The organism is Pseudomonas capeferrum (genome assembly GCF_000731675.1).
GTDB lineage: Bacteria > Pseudomonadota > Gammaproteobacteria > Pseudomonadales > Pseudomonadaceae > Aquipseudomonas > Aquipseudomonas capeferrum.
On sequence record NZ_JMIT01000003.1, the window covers coordinates 14,744 to 32,988 of the forward strand.

General features: G+C 64.2%; 16 protein-coding genes. 11 read left to right on the forward strand and 5 right to left on the reverse strand.

Annotated features, from left to right (window positions below):
• Nucleotides 1–12: 12 nt before the first annotated feature.
• From PC358_RS17790 to PC358_RS17800, 3 genes are read right to left on the reverse strand one after another with little or no spacing between them, the layout of a single operon-like run.
• Complete coding sequence (locus tag PC358_RS17790; protein WP_033701554.1) at nucleotides 13–780, reverse strand: heme ABC transporter ATP-binding protein; 768 nt, start codon at nucleotides 778–780, stop codon at nucleotides 13–15.
• Nucleotides 780–1,763 carry a FecCD family ABC transporter permease gene (locus PC358_RS17795; protein ID WP_162181160.1) on the reverse strand — a complete coding sequence of 328 codons (984 nt, stop codon included), beginning with the start codon at nucleotides 1,761–1,763 and terminating at the stop codon, nucleotides 780–782. The genes PC358_RS17790 and PC358_RS17795 overlap by 1 nt, the downstream gene beginning before the upstream one ends.
• Nucleotides 1,764–1,813: 50 nt before the next feature.
• Complete coding sequence (locus PC358_RS17800; protein WP_033701556.1) at nucleotides 1,814–2,698, reverse strand: heme/hemin ABC transporter substrate-binding protein; 885 nt, start codon at nucleotides 2,696–2,698, stop codon at nucleotides 1,814–1,816.
• A 149-nt stretch (nucleotides 2,699–2,847) separates the two neighbouring features.
• Here PC358_RS17800 and PC358_RS17805 point away from each other — a divergent pair, with 149 nt between their 5' ends.
• Entirely contained in the window at nucleotides 2,848–3,165 is a 318-nt protein-coding gene (locus PC358_RS17805; RefSeq protein ID WP_033701557.1) for a Rieske (2Fe-2S) protein, read from the forward strand.
• On the opposite strand, the gene sfsA is transcribed toward PC358_RS17805, so the two are convergent.
• Together sfsA and PC358_RS17815 are read right to left on the reverse strand one after the other, a co-directional pair.
• Nucleotides 3,155–3,868 (reverse strand): DNA/RNA nuclease SfsA, encoded by a 714-nt coding sequence (sfsA, locus tag PC358_RS17810; RefSeq protein ID WP_033701558.1) that lies wholly within the window; start codon nucleotides 3,866–3,868, stop codon nucleotides 3,155–3,157. The genes PC358_RS17805 and sfsA overlap by 11 nt on opposite strands.
• Nucleotides 3,868–5,040: a pyridoxal phosphate-dependent aminotransferase gene (locus PC358_RS17815; RefSeq protein ID WP_033701559.1), complete on the reverse strand. Its 1,173-nt coding sequence runs from the start codon at nucleotides 5,038–5,040 to the stop codon at nucleotides 3,868–3,870. Before PC358_RS17815 ends, sfsA begins: the two co-directional genes overlap by 1 nt.
• Nucleotides 5,041–5,249: 209 nt before the next feature.
• Here PC358_RS17815 and dksA point away from each other — a divergent pair, with 209 nt between their 5' ends.
• The 10 genes from dksA to pgi all read left to right on the forward strand — a co-directional run bounded on the left by dksA (nucleotide 5,250) and on the right by pgi (nucleotide 18,150).
• Nucleotides 5,250–5,696 carry an RNA polymerase-binding protein DksA gene (gene dksA / locus PC358_RS17820; RefSeq protein WP_033701561.1) on the forward strand — a complete coding sequence of 149 codons (447 nt, stop codon included), beginning with the start codon at nucleotides 5,250–5,252 and terminating at the stop codon, nucleotides 5,694–5,696.
• Between the two features lie 63 nt (nucleotides 5,697–5,759).
• Nucleotides 5,760–6,647 (forward strand): tRNA glutamyl-Q(34) synthetase GluQRS, encoded by an 888-nt coding sequence (gene gluQRS / locus PC358_RS17825; protein WP_033701562.1) that lies wholly within the window; start codon nucleotides 5,760–5,762, stop codon nucleotides 6,645–6,647.
• A 301-nt stretch (nucleotides 6,648–6,948) separates the two neighbouring features.
• On the forward strand, nucleotides 6,949–7,125 hold the full coding sequence (locus PC358_RS27795) for a hypothetical protein (protein WP_003250005.1): 177 nt from the start codon (nucleotides 6,949–6,951) through the stop codon (nucleotides 7,123–7,125).
• Nucleotides 7,109–10,084 carry a sensor histidine kinase gene (locus PC358_RS17835; protein ID WP_077068659.1) on the forward strand — a complete coding sequence of 992 codons (2,976 nt, stop codon included), beginning with the start codon at nucleotides 7,109–7,111 and terminating at the stop codon, nucleotides 10,082–10,084. The genes PC358_RS27795 and PC358_RS17835 overlap by 17 nt, the downstream gene beginning before the upstream one ends.
• A 4-nt stretch (nucleotides 10,085–10,088) precedes the next feature.
• Entirely contained in the window at nucleotides 10,089–11,528 is a 1,440-nt protein-coding gene (locus PC358_RS17840; protein WP_033701565.1) for a sigma-54-dependent transcriptional regulator, read from the forward strand.
• A gap of 990 nt (nucleotides 11,529–12,518) precedes the next feature.
• Nucleotides 12,519–13,907, forward strand: coding sequence for a polynucleotide adenylyltransferase PcnB (locus tag PC358_RS17845; RefSeq protein ID WP_033701566.1), 1,389 nt, complete (start codon nucleotides 12,519–12,521; stop codon nucleotides 13,905–13,907).
• Nucleotides 13,904–14,383 (forward strand): 2-amino-4-hydroxy-6-hydroxymethyldihydropteridine diphosphokinase, encoded by a 480-nt coding sequence (gene folK, locus PC358_RS17850; protein WP_033701567.1) that lies wholly within the window; start codon nucleotides 13,904–13,906, stop codon nucleotides 14,381–14,383. The genes PC358_RS17845 and folK overlap by 4 nt, the downstream gene beginning before the upstream one ends.
• Before the next feature lie 246 nt (nucleotides 14,384–14,629).
• Nucleotides 14,630–15,430, forward strand: a complete 801-nt coding sequence (gene panB, locus PC358_RS17855; RefSeq protein ID WP_033701569.1) for a 3-methyl-2-oxobutanoate hydroxymethyltransferase — start codon at nucleotides 14,630–14,632, stop codon at nucleotides 15,428–15,430.
• Nucleotides 15,427–16,290 (forward strand): pantoate--beta-alanine ligase, encoded by an 864-nt coding sequence (panC, locus tag PC358_RS17860; protein ID WP_033701570.1) that lies wholly within the window; start codon nucleotides 15,427–15,429, stop codon nucleotides 16,288–16,290. The genes panB and panC overlap by 4 nt, the downstream gene beginning before the upstream one ends.
• Before the next feature lie 195 nt (nucleotides 16,291–16,485).
• The gene (gene pgi / locus PC358_RS17865; RefSeq protein WP_033701571.1) at nucleotides 16,486–18,150 is read left to right on the forward strand and encodes a glucose-6-phosphate isomerase; all 1,665 of its coding nucleotides are present in this window, start codon (nucleotides 16,486–16,488) and stop codon (nucleotides 18,148–18,150) included.
• The last annotated feature ends 95 nt before the right edge of the window (nucleotides 18,151–18,245 follow it).

Consider the following 18,245-nt stretch of genomic DNA (forward strand, 5'->3'; position numbering starts at 1 on the left):
TTCGTACAGAACCTAACGCGTGATGATCAGCGGGTGGCCGCGCTCGGGGTGCGCCTGCACCAGCACATCGATGCCGAACACCGCCTTCAGTGCCCCCGGCGTCAACACCTCCTGGGGTGATGCAAGGGCATGGCAGCGGCCCTGTTCGAGCAGCAGGATACGATCACAGTAGCGTGCCGCCAGGTTCAGGTCATGCAGGATCACCAGCACCGCAGCGCCGCGATCAGCGAAACGCCGCACCGCTTGCAGGGTCGTGTGCTGGTGCAGTGGGTCGAGCATCGAGGTCGGTTCGTCAAGCAGCAGTGTAGTGCCCTGCTCACCTGGCCACAGCTGGGCCAGCACGCGGGCCAGGTGTACCCGTTGCCGCTCACCGCCCGACAATGCCAGGTAGCTGCGCCCCAGCAGGTGCCAGGCATCCGCCGCACGCAAGGCCGCTTCGACGATCTCGGCGTCGCGCAGCTGGCCGCTGCCATGGGGCATCCGCCCCATCGCCACCACCTCTTCGACCCTGAACGAAAAGCCCAGGCTGGACACCTGCGGCAGCACCGCCAGGCGCTGTGCCCGCGCCTGCCCGGCCCAGTCAGTCAATGGCCTGCCCTGTAGCGTCACTCGCCCCTGGCCGGGGGCCAGTTCGCCACACAACACCCCCAGCAGGCTGCTCTTGCCCGCGCCATTGGGGCCGAGCACACCCACGACCTGCCCCGGGGTCAGTTGCAGGTGGATGTCATGCAGCACTTCATTGCTGCCCCGCCGCAGGTGCAGGCCCTCGACTTGCAACATCAGCTACGCCCTCGAATCAGCAGGACCAGGAAAAACGGCGCACCGATGAGGGCGGTGACGATACCGATCGGCAGCTCGGCCGGCGCCAGCACCAGCCGCGCCACCAAGTCGGCGAACAGCATCAGCACACCGCCGGCCAGCAGCGAGGCGGGCAACACCACCCGATGGTCGGGCCCTGCCAGCAATCGCACCAGGTGCGGCACCACCAGGCCAATGAAGCCGATCAGCCCGGCGGCGGCCACCGCCGCACCCACCCCCAAGGCGGTACAGAACACCAGTTCGCGCTTGAGCCGCTCCACTTCGATACCCAGGTGCCGCGCCTCCGATTCACCCAGCAGCAAGGCATTCAGCGCCCGCGCCCGACGTGGCAACCACAGCGCCACGCCCCCGGCCACCATCAGCAGCGGCCACAACCGCTCGTAGCTGGCGCCATTGAGGCTGCCCAGGTTCCAGAAGGTCAAGGTGCGCAAGGTGGCATCATCGGCCAGGTAAGAGAACAAGCCCACCGCTGCGCCGCCCAATGCGGTCATCGCCACGCCGGCCAGCAACATCGTGGCGACATTGGTCTGGCCGTCACGCCGCCCCAGGCGATAGACCAGCGCGGTCACCCCCAGGCCACCGATAAAGGCACACAGCGACAACAGATAGGGCGCGAGCACATCGGGCATGCCGCCAAACCAGCTGCCACCGACGATGGCCACCGCAGCGCCCATCGCCGCCCCGGCAGCGACCCCCACCAGCCCCGGGTCGGCCAGCGGGTTGCGGAACAGCCCCTGCATGGCCACGCCGGACAGCGCCAGCACCGCCCCGACCGCCAGCCCCAGCAAGGTGCGCGGCAGGCGGATCTGGCCGAGGATCATCTCGGCCTGCTGCAGGTCATCACCCGCCACGGGCAGCCCCAACAAACGCAGGCCCGCGCGCAAGGTATCGAACAGCGGCAGGCTGACCGGCCCCAGGGCCAGGGACAACCACACCGCCAACAGGCACAACAGGCTCAGGCAGACGATCAGTGTGCGTGGCTGAACGCGCTGCTTCATTGCGCGAAGCTGGCCTTGGCTGCTGGGTAGAAGGCCCCAGCCAACGTGCGCAGGGACGCCGGCAAGCGTGGCCCAAGGCCGCCCACCAGCAGCGTCGGGTCGAGTGACACCAGGCGCTGCTCACGCACCGCACGGGAGGCCGCCAGCGCCGGGTTCTCCTTGAGCAACGCCTGCAGCGCCTGCTCATCGGCCAACGCACGGTCGGAAAACACCACCACGTCCGGGTCCAGCGCTGCCAGCGCTTCGCTGGAGAAGTTCTTGTAGCCTTGGTGCTCCGCCAGGTTGCGCGCCCCGGCCTGTCGCAGCAGCCAGTCGCCCGCGGTGCCTTGGCCAGCGATCAACGGCTTGGCACCGGCATGGCCAACCAGCAGCAACACGCCGGGCGCCTTCTGGCCCACCTGGGCTTGCTTGACCTCGGCCTGCAGCCCATCCAGCTGCTGGCGATAGCCTGTTGCCAGCGCAGTGGCTTGTTGCTCTGCACCAAGCAATTGCCCCAGGTGCCTGAGGTTTTCATCGACCGCGTCGAGTTCGGCCTTGCTCGAGAACAGTTCAACCCGCACGCCCGCCTTGCGGATCTGCGCCAGCACCGGTGGCGGCCCCATCTCTTCGGTACCCACCAACACATCAGGACGCAGGCTCAGAACGCCTTCGGCGGACAACTGCCGCTGATAACCGACACTCGGTAGCGCCTTCAGCGACTCGGGGTGTTGGCTGGTGGTATCGACGCCAACCAGGTGCGCTTCGCCGCCCAGCGCACTGACCCATTCGCTAAGCGCGCCACCAGCGCTGACCCAACGCTGCGGCAGTTCGGCAGCCAGGGCCTGGGTAGACAGCACTAAACCTGCGCACAGGGCGATCAGGGCGACGGGGCGGCGCATCATCGGATTTCCTTCTGAAGGCGGGCCGCGCGCCTTGTGGCGGGCGGCGGAACTGCGCACCATAGACGGCTGGGCGCAGCGAATGCGGGAAATTTGATAATTATTCGCATTGAAGCGTCAAGCCATCACGTGTTTCACGAGTCTTCCTTGCCATGCACTTGCTTTGTACTTCCAGCTCATTGGCCGAGGGCCACAGCCGCGCCTTCAGCGTAGACGGCGTCGACCTGCTCGGCGTCCGCCGCCAGGGCCAGGTGTACCTTTATCGCAACCGCTGCCCACACCGGGGCACCCCCCTGAACTGCGCAACCGATGCGTTTCTCGATGACAGCGCCAGCCTGATTCACTGCGCCCATCATGGCGCCTTGTTTCTTATAGAGAGCGGCGAATGCGTGGCTGGGCCTTGCGAGGGCGATGCGCTGCAGGCCCTGGGCTGCCACGAAGACAGCCAGGGCATCTGGCTCACGGGTTGAGCAACACGGGCAATGGGCGGTTGATGACAATGCGTTCGGCATCCAGATGGGTGCCGTAGGCCAGCACCTCGACCCCTTCAGCCACGGCGGCGCGCAACGCCTCGGCATAGGCCGCGTCGATTTCCTCGGCTGGGCGCACCGCTCCGACCCCGGTCAGGTTCACACAATAAAGCTGCACGGCACGAACACCATTGCGGGCCAACGTCGCCAGCTCGCGCAGGTGCTTGGCGCCGCGCTGGGTGACGGCATCGGGAAATGCCGCAACATCAGTGTCGGGGTAGCCCAGGGTCACGCTCTTGACCTCGACATAGGCCGGGCCGCTGTCGAACTCCAGGCGAAAATCGATGCGGCTGCCCTCTTCGCCATAGGCCACTTCGCGCCTGAGCGCCGTGAAGCCGGCCAGCTCGCTGATCACCCCGGCCCGCAACGCCTCTTCAACCAGTGCGTTGGCGCGCCCGGTGTTCACGCAGGCCAGCCGCCCCTGTGGCGTTTCGCTGATTTCCCAGGTGCCGGGCAGCTTGCGCTTGGGGTCGTTGGAGCGGCTGAACCACACCTGCCCGCCTTCGCGCATGCAGTTGAGCATGGAACCGGTGTTGGGGCAGTGAATGGTCAACTGCTCGCCACTGGCCAGTTCGATGTCCGCCAGAAACCGTTTGTAGCGACGCAGCAGGCGCCCCTGCTCGAGTGGAGGGAAGAATGCCATCAGCCTTGCCAACTGCGCAGGCCGCGAGCGATACGCTGCACCGCCTGCTCCAGGCGCGGCAGGCTCTGGGTGTAGGCAAAGCGCACGTGATGCCCTGCCAGGTGGCGGCCAAAGTCCAGCCCAGGGGTAAACGCCACGTGCTCGGTTTCGAGGAAGTGCCGGCAGAAGGCGAAGGCATCGCCGCCGAAGGCGCTGATGTCGGCATACAGATAGAAGGCCCCCTGGGGCTCCACGGCAATGCCGAAGCCCAGCTCGCGCAGGGCCGGCAGCAGGTAGTCGCGACGGCGGGCGAACTCGGCACGACGCGCTTCCAGAATCGCCAGGGTTTGCGGCTGGAAGCACGCCAGAGCAGCATGCTGGGCCATGCTCGGCGCACTGATGTACAGGTTTTGCGCGAGTTTCTCCAGGTCGGCCACCGCGCCAGGCGGCGCCACCAGCCAGCCCAAGCGCCAGCCGGTCATGCCGAAATACTTGGAAAAACTGTTCAGCACAAAGGCTTCATCGTCCACTTCCAGCACACTGGGGGCATCCATACCGTAGGTCAGCCCGTGGTAGATCTCGTCCACCACCAAGTGGCCATGGCGTTCGCGGGTGGCGGCGGACAGGCTGGCCAGCTCGGCACGGTCCAGCACCGTTCCGGTCGGGTTGGCCGGCGAGGCGACCAGGGCGCCGACCGTGTCCTTGTCCCAGTAGCGCTCAACCAGGTCGGCTGTCAGTTGGTAATTGACCTCTGGCCCCACCGGCACCAATTGTGCGCCGCCTTCAACCAGGCGCAGGAAGTGGCGGTTGCAGGGGTAGCCCGGGTCGGCTAGCAACCAGTGCTTGCCGGGGTCGACCAACAGGCTGCTGGCCAGCAACAGCGCGCCAGAGCCGCCCGGGGTGATCAGAATGCGCTCGGGGTCGACACTCACCCCGTAACGCTGCCCATAGAAACCGGCGATCGCCTCACGCAGCGCCGGCAGGCCACGGGCAGCGGTATAGCGGGTGTGGCCCGCAGCCAATGCCGCCTGGCCGGCCTCGACGATGGGCGCAGCCGTGGTGAAGTCCGGTTCGCCGATTTCCAGGTGGATCACGTCGTGCCCGGCCGCCTGCAGCTCGTTGGCCCGCGCCAGCAGCGCCATGACGTGGAAGGGTTCGATGGCGCGGCTGCGCGCACTGTAGGGGTGGGCCATGACCTTCTCTCAATTGGGTCTAAACTGGAGATTCTACCTCTGCGCACTACCGAACGTGTGGCTCGCGCCGCTGTCAATTATCTGGATCGGGCGGGGAGCGCACCCCTGATCTATCTGGTAAGTTCGGCGGCTAGCAGTCGCAGGGCCGGTAGTTGCCGGAGATGGAGCAGCCTGCGCATTGGATCAGATGAGTAAGAGGCGGTCTATTCATGTCCACCCTAGAAAAGCAAAAATCGAATCAATCTCTTCATGGCGTCGATCCTTACGAGGTAAAAAAGGGTGAGGAGTACATGGGTAAGCCCATGCGAGAGCACTTCACCAAAGTCCTCAACGCCTGGAAACAAGACCTCATGGAGGGTGTCGATAAAACCGTCGACCACATGAAGGAAGAAGCGGCCAACTTCGCTGACCCTGCAGACCGTGCAAGCCAAGAAGAAGAGTTTGCCCTGGAACTGCGTAGCCGGGATCGCGAGCGCAAGCTGATCAAGAAGATTGATAAAACCCTGCAGTTGATCCAGGACGAAGAATACGGCTGGTGTGAATCCTGCGGCATCGAGATCGGCCTGCGCCGTCTGGAAGCCCGCCCAACCGCCGACCTGTGCTTCGACTGCAAGGAAATCGCGGAGAAAAAGGAAAAAACCGTCGGCAAAGGCTGATCCTTTTCCCATCCGAACGGGGCGCATCTTGCGCCCCGTTTCATTTTCAGACGCACGACAGCCATGAACGACTCCAGCTACATCGGGCGCTTCGCCCCTACCCCCAGCGGCTTTCTGCACTTCGGCTCGCTGGTCGCCGCCCTCGCCTCCTGGCTCGATGCCCGCGCCGTCAATGGCCGCTGGCTGCTGCGCATGGAAGACACCGACCCGCCCCGGGAAATGCCCGGCGCCCGCGATGCCATCCTGCAGACCCTGGAGCGCTACGGGTTGGCGTGGGACGGCGAGGTGGTGTTCCAGAGCCAGCGCCACGATGCCTATGCAGCCGTGGTCGACCGCCTGTTCAACATGGGCCTGGCCTACGCCTGCACCTGTTCGCGCAAACAGCTCGAAGGCCACAACGGCATTTACCCGGGGTTGTGCCGTAACGCCGGGCATGCCCGCGAAGGTGCGGCGATCCGCCTGCGGGTGCCGGAGTTGATCTACCGGTTCAGCGACCGGGTGCAGGGCACGTTCGAGCAGCATCTGGGCCGCGAGGTAGGCGACTTCGTCATCCAGCGCCGTGACGGGTTGTACGCCTATCAGTTGGCCGTGGTGCTGGACGATGCCTGGCAAGGTGTTACCGATATCGTGCGCGGGGCCGACCTGCTGGACAACACACCGCGCCAGCTGTACCTGCAAGAGCTGCTGGGGTTGTCGCAGCCGCGCTACCTGCATATTCCGCTGATTGTGCAACCGGATGGGCACAAGCTGGGCAAATCGTACCGCTCGCCACCCCTGCAGGCGGAGCATGCTACACCGCTGCTGTTGCGGGCATTGCGGGCGTTGGGGCAGGAAGCAGACCCCGATTTGCTGTTGGCTACGCCGGCTGAAGTGTTGGCGATAGCCCGCCAGCAGTGGCGGCCGGAGGCGATTGCGCAGCGGACCACAGTGCCTGAAGCTGATTTGCGCTGAGCCTCGGATCTGACCGGCCAATTCGGTCAGTGTAGGAGCGGCCTTGTGTCGCGAAGGGCTGCAAAGCAGCCCCGGCAATAGGTGCGGCAGAGCTGAAATCCTGGGGCCGCTACGCGCCCCATCGCGACACAAGGCCGCTCCTACAGGAATCGCGTGATGCTAAACACCGCGCATCTCACCAAAAACAAAAGCCCAATACTTTCAAAACCTTGGCTAACGCAATGGATTCCCGCTAGCATCCCCCCCGCCATTTGCGCCAATAATAAGTCCAAGCCCGCAGCGCCCAACCATCGAGGCCAGCATGTACATCTATCGTTTGGTCCTGCTTCTGGTCGTGGGGATCTACCTGTTCTCCCCGGCCATCATGGACTGGTGGATCGAACCAACCGGTGCCTGGTACCGCCCCTACCTGCTCTGGCTGATCCTGATCGTCGTCACCTTCATCCTGCAGAGCCAACGAGATGCCGATGAGCTTTAGCCTGACCCAGATGATCCTGATCAGCGCCGCGTACCTGATGGTACTGTTCGGCGTGGCCTGGATCAGCGAGCGCGGGCTGATTCCCCGTTCGATCATTCGCCACCCGCTGACCTACACCCTGTCGCTGGGCGTGTATGCCAGTGCCTGGGCCTTCTATGGCTCGGTCGGCCTGGCCTACCAGTACGGCTATGGCTTCCTGGCCTGCTACCTGGGGGTTTCCGGGGCCTTCCTGCTGGCGCCGGTGCTGCTCTACCCGATCCTCAAGATCACCCGCACCTATCAGCTATCGTCCCTGGCCGACCTGCTGGCGTTTCGCTTTCGCAGCACTTGGGCCGGCGCGCTGACCACCGTCATCATGCTGATTGGCGTATTGCCGTTGCTGGCCCTGCAGATCCAGGCGGTGGCCGATTCGATCAGCATCCTTACCGGCGAGCCGGTCAAGGCCAGGGTGGCCTTCGCCTTTTGTGCACTGATCACCCTGTTCACCATCTTCTTCGGCTCGCGGCACATCGCCACGCGCGAGAAGCACGAAGGGCTGGTGTTCGCCATTGCCTTCGAGTCGGTGATCAAACTGCTGGCCCTGGGCGGTATCGGGCTGTATGCCTTGTACGGTGTGTTCGGCGGCCCGCACGAGCTTGAAGTGTGGCTGCTGCAGAACCAGACCGCCCTGGCCGCACTGCACACACCGCTGCAGGAAGGGCCATGGCGCACCCTGCTGCTGGTGTTCTTCGCCTCGGCCATCGTCATGCCGCACATGTACCACATGGCCTTTACCGAAAACCTCAACCCGCGCTCGCTGGTCAGTGCCAGCTGGGGCCTGCCGCTGTTCCTGTTGCTGATGAGCCTGGCCGTGCCGCTGGTGCTATGGGCCGGCCTGCGTCTGGGCGCCAGCACCAACCCCGAGTACTTCACGCTGGGCCTTGGCATTGCTGCCAACAACGAGGCGCTGGCGCTGCTGGCGTATATAGGCGGCCTGTCAGCGGCCAGCGGGTTGATCATCGTCACCACCCTCGCGCTGTCGGGCATGGCCCTCAACCACCTGGTGCTGCCGCTGTACCAGCCGCCGGCCGAAGGCAACATCTACCGCTGGCTGAAATGGACACGCCGCGCGCTGATCGTCGCCATCATCACCGCCGGCTTCATGTTCTACCTGACCCAGAACAACCACCAGAGCCTGGCCAACCTGGGCATCGTCGCGTTTGTCGCCACCTTGCAGTTCCTGCCGGGCGTGCTGTCGGTACTGTATTGGCCGACCGCCAACCGCCGCGGCTTCATCGCCGGCTTGCTGGCCGGCACCCTGGTGTGGATGGTGACCATGCTGCTGCCGCTGTTGGGCAATCTGCAGGGCTTCTACATCCCGTTGCTGGACATGATCTATGTGCTCGACGACACCAGCTGGCACATGGCGGCCATCGCCTCGCTGGCGGCCAACGTCTTGCTGTTTACCCTGATCTCGCTGTTCACCAACGCCAGCAGCGAAGAGGTCAGCGCCGCCGAAGCGTGCGCGGTGGACAACGTGCGGCGCCCGCAGCGCCGTGAGCTGCATGCCGCCTCGCCGCAGGAGTTTGCCACCCAACTGGCCAAGCCATTGGGCGCCAAGGCCGCGCAGAAAGAAGTGGAACAAGCACTGCGCGACCTCTACCTGCCATTCGACGAGCGCCGCCCCTACGCGTTGCGCCGCCTGCGCGACCGCATCGAGGCCAACCTCTCGGGCCTGATGGGCCCGAGCGTGGCCCAGGACATGGTCGAGACCTTCCTGCCCTACAAGTCCGGCAACGAAAACTACGTCACCGAAGACATCCACTTCATCGAAAGCCGCCTGGAAGACTATCACTCACGCCTGACCGGCCTTGCCGCCGAGCTCGACGCCTTGCGCCGCTACCACCGCCAGACCCTGCAGGAACTGCCCATGGGCGTGTGCTCCCTGGCCAAGGACCAAGAGATCCTGATGTGGAACAAGGCCATGGAAGAGCTCACCGGCATCGCTGCCAAGCACGTGGTCGGGTCGCGCCTGGTGACCATCGGCGAGCCGTGGCGCGGCCTGCTGCAAGGCTTCATCGACCTGCCCGACGAACACTTGCACAAGCAACGCCTGGCCCTCGACGGCCAGCCCCGTTGGCTGAACCTGCACAAGGCCGCCATCGACGAGCCACTGGCACCGGGTAACAGCGGCCTGGTGCTGCTGGTCGAAGACCTGACCGAAACCCAGGCCCTGGAAGACAAGCTGGTGCACTCCGAGCGCCTGGCCAGCATCGGCCGCCTGGCGGCGGGCGTGGCCCACGAAATCGGCAACCCGATCACCGGCATCGCCTGCCTGGCGCAGAACCTGCGCGAGGAACGCGAGGGCGATGGCGAGATCACCGAGCTGTCGAGCCAGATTCTGGAGCAGACCAAACGGGTCTCACGCATTGTCCAGTCGTTGATGAGCTTCGCCCATGCCGGTGGCAGCCACCAGAACAGCGAAGAGCCGGTGTGCCTGGCCGAAGTGGCGCAGGATGCCATCGGCCTGCTGGCGTTGAACCGGCGCAACTTCGAAGTCCAGTTCTTCAACCTCTGCGACCCGGAACACTGGGCCGAAGGGGACCCCCAGCGCCTGGCCCAGGTGCTGATCAACCTGCTCTCCAATGCCCGCGACGCGTCGCCGCCAGGCAGTGCCGTGCGCGTGCGCAGCGAAATCAGCGAACACACCGTAGACCTGATCGTCGAAGACGAGGGCAGTGGCATCCCGAAGAACATCATGGACCGCCTGTTCGAACCCTTCTTCACCACCAAGGACCCGGGCGAAGGAACCGGACTGGGGCTCGCTCTGGTCTATTCCATCGTGGAAGAGCATTATGGGCAAATCACCATCGACAGCCCTGCCGATATCGAACGGCAACGTGGCACCCGGATCCGCGTGACCCTGCCCCGGCATGTCGTAGCGACGTCCCCTGAAATTCGAGACCGTCGAGAGAATTGAATCAATGCCGCATATTCTGATCGTCGAAGACGAAACCATCATCCGCTCGGCCTTGCGTCGCCTGCTCGAGCGGAACCAGTACCAAGTCAGCGAAGCCGGCTCGGTGCAGGAAGCCCAGGAACGCTTCAGCATTGCCACCTTCGACCTGATCGTCAGCGACCTGCGCCTGCCGGGCGCACCTGGCACCGAGCTGATCAAGCTCGGCCAGGGCACCCCGGTGCTGATCATGACCAGTTACGCCAGCCTGCGCTCGGCGGTGGATTCGATGAAAATGGGCGCGGTGGACTACATCGCCAAGCCCTTCGACCACGACGAGATGCTACAAGCTGTGGCGCGCATCCTCCGTGACCGGCCAAGCGCGCCCGCTGCCGCACCGGCTACCGAGCCGCGCAGCAACGGCAAGGCCGCCGCTGCCGAAAAGGGCAGCAATGCCTCGGCCAACGGCGAAATTGGCATCATCGGCTCGTGCCCGCCGATGCAGGACATGTACAGCAAGATCCGCAAGGTGGCGCCGACCGACTCCAATGTCCTGATTCAGGGCGAATCGGGCACCGGCAAGGAGCTGGTCGCCCGCGCCCTGCACAACCTGTCGCGGCGGGCCAAGGCACCGATGATCTCGGTGAACTGCGCGGCCATCCCGGAGACCCTGATCGAGTCCGAGTTGTTCGGCCACGAAAAAGGCGCCTTCACCGGCGCCAGCGCAGGGCGCGCCGGGCTGGTGGAAGCGGCGGACGGCGGCACCTTGTTCCTCGATGAGATCGGCGAATTGCCACTGGAAGCACAGGCTCGCCTGTTGCGCGTGCTGCAGGAAGGCGAAATCCGCCGGGTCGGCTCGGTGCAGTCGCAAAAGGTCGATGTGCGCCTGATTGCCGCGACCCACCGCGACCTAAAGAACCTGGCCAAGGCCGGCCAGTTCCGTGAAGACCTTTATTACCGCCTGCACGTGATCGCCCTGAAACTGCCCGCCCTGCGTGAGCGCGGCAGCGACGTCAACGAGATTGCCAGCGCCTTCCTGGCCCGCCAGAGCGCACGCATCGGCCGTGATGACCTGCACTTCTCTGCCGACGCCGAACAGGCCATTCGTCATTACAGCTGGCCGGGTAACGTGCGTGAACTGGAAAACGCCGTCGAGCGCGCGGTGATTCTCAGCGAGAGCGCAGAAATTTCCGCCGACCTGCTGGGCATCGACATTGAGCTGGGCGACCTGGAAGACGACGACCTGCTCGACAACGCCCTGGGCGGCGCCAGCGCGGGCAATGCCAGCCATGAGCCGACCGAGGACCTGTCACTGGAGGACTACTTCCAGCACTTCGTCCTGGAGCACCAGGACCACATGACCGAGACAGAGCTTGCCCGCAAGCTTGGCGTCAGCCGCAAATGCCTGTGGGAACGCCGTCAGCGCCTGGGCATCCCGCGGCGCAAGAGTAACGCTACCAGCGAGTAATTCAACCTGCCCAGTGTTCGCCGCAGCAAGTGCGGCGCCTGGGAGATCGAGCGCCGCCCGCGCGGCGCTTCGCGGCGCAAGGCCGCTCCCACATCTGTTTCGGGCCAATCAATCCTGAGCCATTGGCGCGCGCCCCCTTGTTTGCCCCCTTCGATATAGCGCCGTGCACCAAAGGGTACGCGCGCCAATGGCACAGGCATAACTGGCCCGAAACAAATGTGGGAGCGGCCTTGCGCCGCGAAGCGCCGCGCGGGCGGCGCTCGATCGCATAGGCGCTGAACAGGTTGTGGCGAACACACTTGGCCTTGGGCACACCCCAGGTAACACATCAGTTACCGCAAAAATCTGTTACCCAACCTTTCAGACGTAACAGTTGCCGAGGTGTACGGTAACGAAACCCCGCCATTTTCCGCCCACCAGAATCCTGCGAAAACCTGCAAACCATTGATTTCATTGGGTTTCGAAAAGTTGGCACGGCACCTGCTATATGCTTAGTACAAAAACAATAACAAGCACTGCAACTCAGAATAAGAACAAGACGAAACGGCTCACGCACAATAAAAACAAGACGGCGGAGGCGCAGCTAACTGATTCTTTTGGAGAGGATGCGTGTTTGGGGCTTGCCCCACGACCAGGCAGAGAACAACAAAAACTGCACTAAAAAGCAGCGCCTGAACTGGTTGGATCGACAGATCAACGTGACATCAGCGGCCAAAGCAATCCGTTTGCTCTTTACCCCTGGATTAGGGGTCGTCCACAAGCTTTGCGATTTGTGGGCAGGGCACTCAACAAAAACAAGAAGCCCAGCAAAAAAATAATAAGAGCACGCAACGACTTCTTGGGGAGCTTAGGCTCCCCTTGTCGTTTCTTCCTTCTGGCAGTCATCCTGCTACCCGCCTACACCATTCCTTGAGTAAATGCTAGAATCCCCGCCCATCATGCGGCCATTCTCCTATTCTTGGCCGAACATTCCTTCAAACAGTGCATCCCATGCTGAAGAAGCTGTTCCAGTCGTTCCGCCCTCCCGTACCGGGCCAGCACCACAGGCGCACCACGCCCGAGGTGATCAACAAGAGCCAACACTCGCTGCAACGCCACCAGTTCAGCCGCCACGCGGTGAACATCGTCGAGCGCCTGCAGAGTGCGGGCTACCAGGCTTACCTGGTCGGTGGCTGTGTCCGCGACCTGATGCTGGGCATCACGCCCAAAGACTTCGACGTCGCCACCAGCGCCACCCCCGAACAGGTCCGTGCCGAGTTCCGTAACGCGCGCATCATTGGTCGCCGCTTCAAGCTGGTCCACGTGCATTTCGGCCGTGAAATCATCGAAGTCGCCACCTTCCGCGCCCACCACTCGGAAGACGACCAAGGTGATAACCACCGTTCGTCGCACAATGCCAGTGGCCGCATCCTGCGTGACAACGTGTACGGCACCCTGGAAGAAGACGCGCAACGCCGCGACTTCACCATCAATGCCCTCTACTACGACCCCGTCAGCGAGCGCATCCTCGATTACGCCAACGGCGTGCACGATGTGCGCAACCGGCTGTTGCGCCTGATTGGTGACCCGACCCACCGCTACCAGGAAGACCCGGTGCGCATGCTGCGTGCCGTGCGTTTCGCCGCCAAGCTCGACTTCGGCATCGAGAAGCACACGGTGCAGCCGATCCGCGAGTTGGCCCCGCTGCTGCGCGAGATCCCGCCTGCGCGCCTGTTCGAGGAAAGCCTGAAGCTGTTCCTCTCGGGCCAAGGTGCGATGGCCTTCGAAATGCTGGTCGACCTGCAGCTGTTCGAGCCGTTGTTCCCGGCCAGCGCGCAAGCCCTGGACGAACGCCCGAGCTACACCCATACCTTGATCAGCCAGGCGCTGACCAACACCGATCTGCGCGTCAAACAGGGCAAACCGGTCACGCCGGCCTTCCTCTTCGCCGCGCTGCTGTGGCCCGCCCTGCCGGCCCGTGTGCTGCACCTGCAAAACCAGGGTGTGCCACCGATCCCAGCCATGAACGGTGCGGCCCACGACCTGATCGCCGAACAGTGCGCACGCATTGCTATCCCGAAGCGTTTCACCCTGCCGATCCGCGAGATCTGGGACATGCAGGAACGCCTGCCACGTCGCAGCGGCAAGCGCGCCGACCAGTTGCTGGACAACCCGCGCTTCCGTGCCGGTTACGACTTCCTGCTGCTGCGTGAAAGCGCTGGCGAGGAAACCGATGACCTCGGCCAATGGTGGACTGACTACCAGGATGCCAACGACAGCCAGCGCCGCGACATGATCCGTGAGCTGGGCAGCCGCGACGAAGGTACCGGCGCCGGCCCGCGCAAGCGCAAACGCAGCCCCAGCAAGCGTAAACGCGGTGGCGACGAGGCGTTCGAGTGACAACGCGCGCCTACATCGGCCTGGGCAGCAACCTGGACGCGCCTGCAGAACAACTGCAGAACGCCTTCCAGGCGCTGGGCCAGGCCGAAGGCACCCGCCTGGTGGCGGCCTCGGGCCTGTTCACCAGCGACTCGCTGCTGCCTGGCCAGCCGCGCTACACCAACGCCGTGGCGGCGCTCGACACCTCGCTCGAGCCATTGGCCCTGCTCGACGCCCTGCAGGCCATCGAAAATGACCAGGGCCGCGTGCGCAAGGAGCGTTGGGGCCCTCGCACGCTCGACCTGGATATCCTGCTGTTCGGCGACCAGCTGATCGACGTGCCGCGCCTGCAGGTACCGCATTACCACATGCACGCCCGCGCCTTCGTGCTGTACCCCCTGGCCGAACTGGTGCCAGACGGCTTCTGCCTGCCCGATGGCCGCGAACTCGCCGAGCTCATCCGCGCCTGCCCGTTCGTCGGTCTCGAGCGCCTGTAATTCGGGCGCTCCAGGCGACGGTAACGCCAGTAACACCCTGTTCGTAACAATGCGGTAACAGGGTGATTGACTTCCCCCACCTCGCTCACGACTATAGGCGTCCCGTGTGGCACCCCTGTGCCGCATACCCGTATTTAGGCCCGGACGGACCTGCAAACATCACGCGCGATGATGTGCCGCTCCGGAAGATGACTACACGCGTTGTATGCAGTCGTTTTAACAGCGCCTGAACGAGGATTTTCCTACATGCCTGAAGTAACCCTGACCACCCTGCATGGCCTCAAGGCCAAGGGTGAAAAAATCACCATGCTGACCTGCTACGACGCGACCTTCGCCAAGGCCGCCAGCCAGGCCGGTGTCGAAGTGTTGCTGGTGGGCGACTCGCTGGGGATGGTCCTGCAAGGCCACGACAGCACACTGCCTGTGACCACGGCGGAAATGGCCTACCACACTGCCTGCGTCAAGCGTGGCAACGATGGCGCGCTGATTCTGGCCGACCTGCCGTTCATGGCGCACGCCACCCCCGAGCAGGCCTTCGCCAACTGCGCCACGCTGATGCAGGCCGGCGCCCACATGATCAAGCTCGAAGGCGCCGCCTGGCTGGCCGAGACCGTTCGCCTGCTGGCCGAGCGCGGTGTACCGGTGTGTGCGCACATGGGCCTGACGCCACAGACCGTCAACGTGCTGGGCGGTTACAAGGTGCAGGGCCGCCAGGAAGCCCAGGCGCGGCAGATGCGTGCCGACGCCATTGCCTTGGAACAGGCCGGCGCGGCCATGCTGCTGCTCGAATGCGTGCCAAGTGAACTGGCAGCGGAAATCACCCAGGCGGTGAGCATTCCGGTGATCGGCATCGGCGCCGGCAGCGCCACCGATGGCCAGGTGCTGGTACTGCACGACATGCTCGGCCTGTCGCTAAGTGGCCGGGTACCGAAGTTCGTGAAGAACTTCATGGCCGGCCAGCCGGACATCGACAGCGCCCTCGCCGCCTACGTGAAGGCGGTCAAGGACGTCAGCTTCCCCGCCAGCGAACATGGGTTCAGCGCATGAACACTGTCAAGACCGTCCGTGAACTGCGCGCCGCCGTTGGCCGCGCCCGCGGCGAAGGCAAGCGCATCGCGTTCGTGCCGACCATGGGCAACCTGCACAGCGGCCATGCCGCCCTGGTCACCAAGGCCGCCCAGCGAGCCGATTTCGTGGTTGCCAGCATCTTCGTCAACCCGCTGCAGTTCGGCGTCAATGAAGACCTCGACGCCTACCCGCGCACCCTGGCTGCCGACCAGGAGCGCTTGCTCCAGGCCGGCTGCAACCTGCTGTTTGCCCCGACTGTCGACGAGATGTACCCCGACGGCATGAGCGTGCAAACCCGGGTAAGCGTGCCCCAGCTCTCCGAAGGCCTGTGCGGCGCCAGCCGGCCAGGGCATTTCGAGGGTGTGGCGACGGTGGTCAGCAAGCTGTTCAACATGGTCCAGCCGGACCTCGCCGTGTTCGGCGAGAAGGACTTCCAGCAGCTGGCCGTGATCCGCGCCATGGTGCGCGACCTGAACATGCCCATCCAGATCATCGGTGAGCCGACCGTGCGCGCCGAGGACGGCCTGGCGCTGTCGTCGCGCAATGGTTACCTCACGCCCGAGCAACGTGTTACCGCGCCTGCGCTGTACCGCACCCTGCAGCACATCGGGGCGGCGCTTGGCCGTGGCCAGCGTGATTTTGCGGCACTGGCCGCAGAAGGGCTGGCGCAACTGACCGCTGCGGGGTTGCGCCCGGACTACCTGGAAATTCGCCATGCCGTGAGCCTGCGCCCGGCGCTGATCGATGATCGGGACCTGGTGGTGATCGCGGCGGCTTACCTGGGTAACACCCGGTTGATCGACAACCTGTACCTGCACGTGGAAGACAAGACCGCCTGATCACGCGGTTTTCCGGGGGCGTTTTGCGCCCCTTTCGCGGCGCAAGGCCGCCCCCGCAACACACCGTGCAGATGCCCCGCGATATCCCGTCACGCCCCCATTCCCCCCGCGCCGCCAATGCCTATAATGACTGCCTGCAACTGACAGCCAAGGCCAATGTCCAAGGCCTCACAACGCACCAAGGAACCCTCCGCAATGGCGTATTACCGTACACCCCATGATGTGACGGCCCTGCCCGCATGGCAGGCGCTCCAGCAACACCGCGACGCCATGCAAGACTTCAGCATGCGTGACGCCTTCGCCGCCGACCCCAAGCGCTTTGACCAGTTCTCGCTGAGCTGCTGCGGCTTGTTTCTCGACTACTCGAAAAACCTGATCAACGAACAAAGCCGTGACCTGCTGGTGAACCTGGCCAAAGAAGTCGGCCTGCAAGATGCCATCAAGTCGATGTTCAACGGCGAGATCATCAACGCCTCCGAAGGCCGCCCGGTGTTGCACACCGCCCTGCGCCGCCCGGTCGGCGACAAGCTCAGCGTCAACGGCGTCAACGTGATGCCCGAAGTGCACAAGGTGCTCAACCAGATCACTGAACTGGTGGGGCGCATCCACGACGGCCTGTGGCGCGGTTACAGCGAAAAACCGATCACCGACGTGGTCAACATCGGCATCGGTGGCTCGTTCCTCGGCCCCGAGCTGGTCTCCGAGGCACTGCTGCCCTACGCGCAACGTGGCGTGCGCTGCCACTACCTGGCGAACATCGATGGCAGCGAGTTCCACGAACTGTCGGCCAACCTGCGCGCCGAAACCACCCTGTTCATCGTTTCGTCGAAGTCGTTCAACACCCTCGAAACACTGAAGAACGCCATGGCCGCGCGTACCTGGTACCTGGCCCAGGGCGGTTCGGAAGCCGAGCTGTATCGCCACTTCATCGCTGTTTCCAGCAACAAGGCCGCCGCCGTGGCCTTCGGCATTCGTGAAGAGAACATCTTCCCGATGTGGGACTGGGTGGGTGGGCGCTATTCGCTGTGGTCGGCCATCGGCCTGCCGATCGCCCTGGCCATCGGCACCGCCAACTTCAAGGAGCTGCTGTCTGGCGCCTACACCATGGACCAGCACTTCCAGACCGCGCCGTTCGAACAGAACATGCCAGTGCTGCTGGCCCTGTTGGGCGTGTGGTATGGCAACTTCTGGGGCGCGCGCAGCCATGCGATCCTGCCGTATGACCACTACCTGCGTAACATCACCAAGCACCTGCAACAGCTGGACATGGAGTCCAATGGCAAGAGCGTGCTGCAGGACGGCACACCGGTGAACACCGACACCGGCCCGGTGATCTGGGGTGGCGTTGGCTGCAACGGCCAGCATGCCTACCACCAGTTGCTGCACCAGGGCACCCAGCTGATTCCGGCCGACTTCATCGTGCCGGTGGTGAGCTTCAACCCGGTTGCCGACCACCACCAGTGGCTGTACGCCAACTGCCTGTCGCAGAGCCAGGCGCTGATGCTCGGCAAGACCCGTGACGAAGCCGAGACCGAACTGCGCGGCAAAGGCCTGAACGAAGCAGACATCGAGAAGCTGGCACCACACAAGGTGATCCCGGGCAACCGCCCGAGCAACACTCTGGTGGTCGAGCGCATCAGCCCGCGCCGCCTGGGCGCACTGGTGGCGATGTATGAGCACAAGGTCTTCGTGCAGAGCGTGATCTGGGGCATCAATGCCTTCGACCAGTGGGGCGTGGAGCTGGGCAAAGAGCTGGGCAAGGGTGTCTACCAGCGCCTTGTAGGCAGCCTGGAAGACAGCGCCGAAGACGGTTCGACCCAGGGCCTGATCAACTACTTCCGCGGCCGTCACCGCGGTTGATGCCAGCGGGGCCAACCGCCAGCTGAAATGACAGAAGGGCTCACCGCCAAGGTGGGCCCTTCGTCTTTCATGCCCAGGCGAACCCAGCCTGGCTA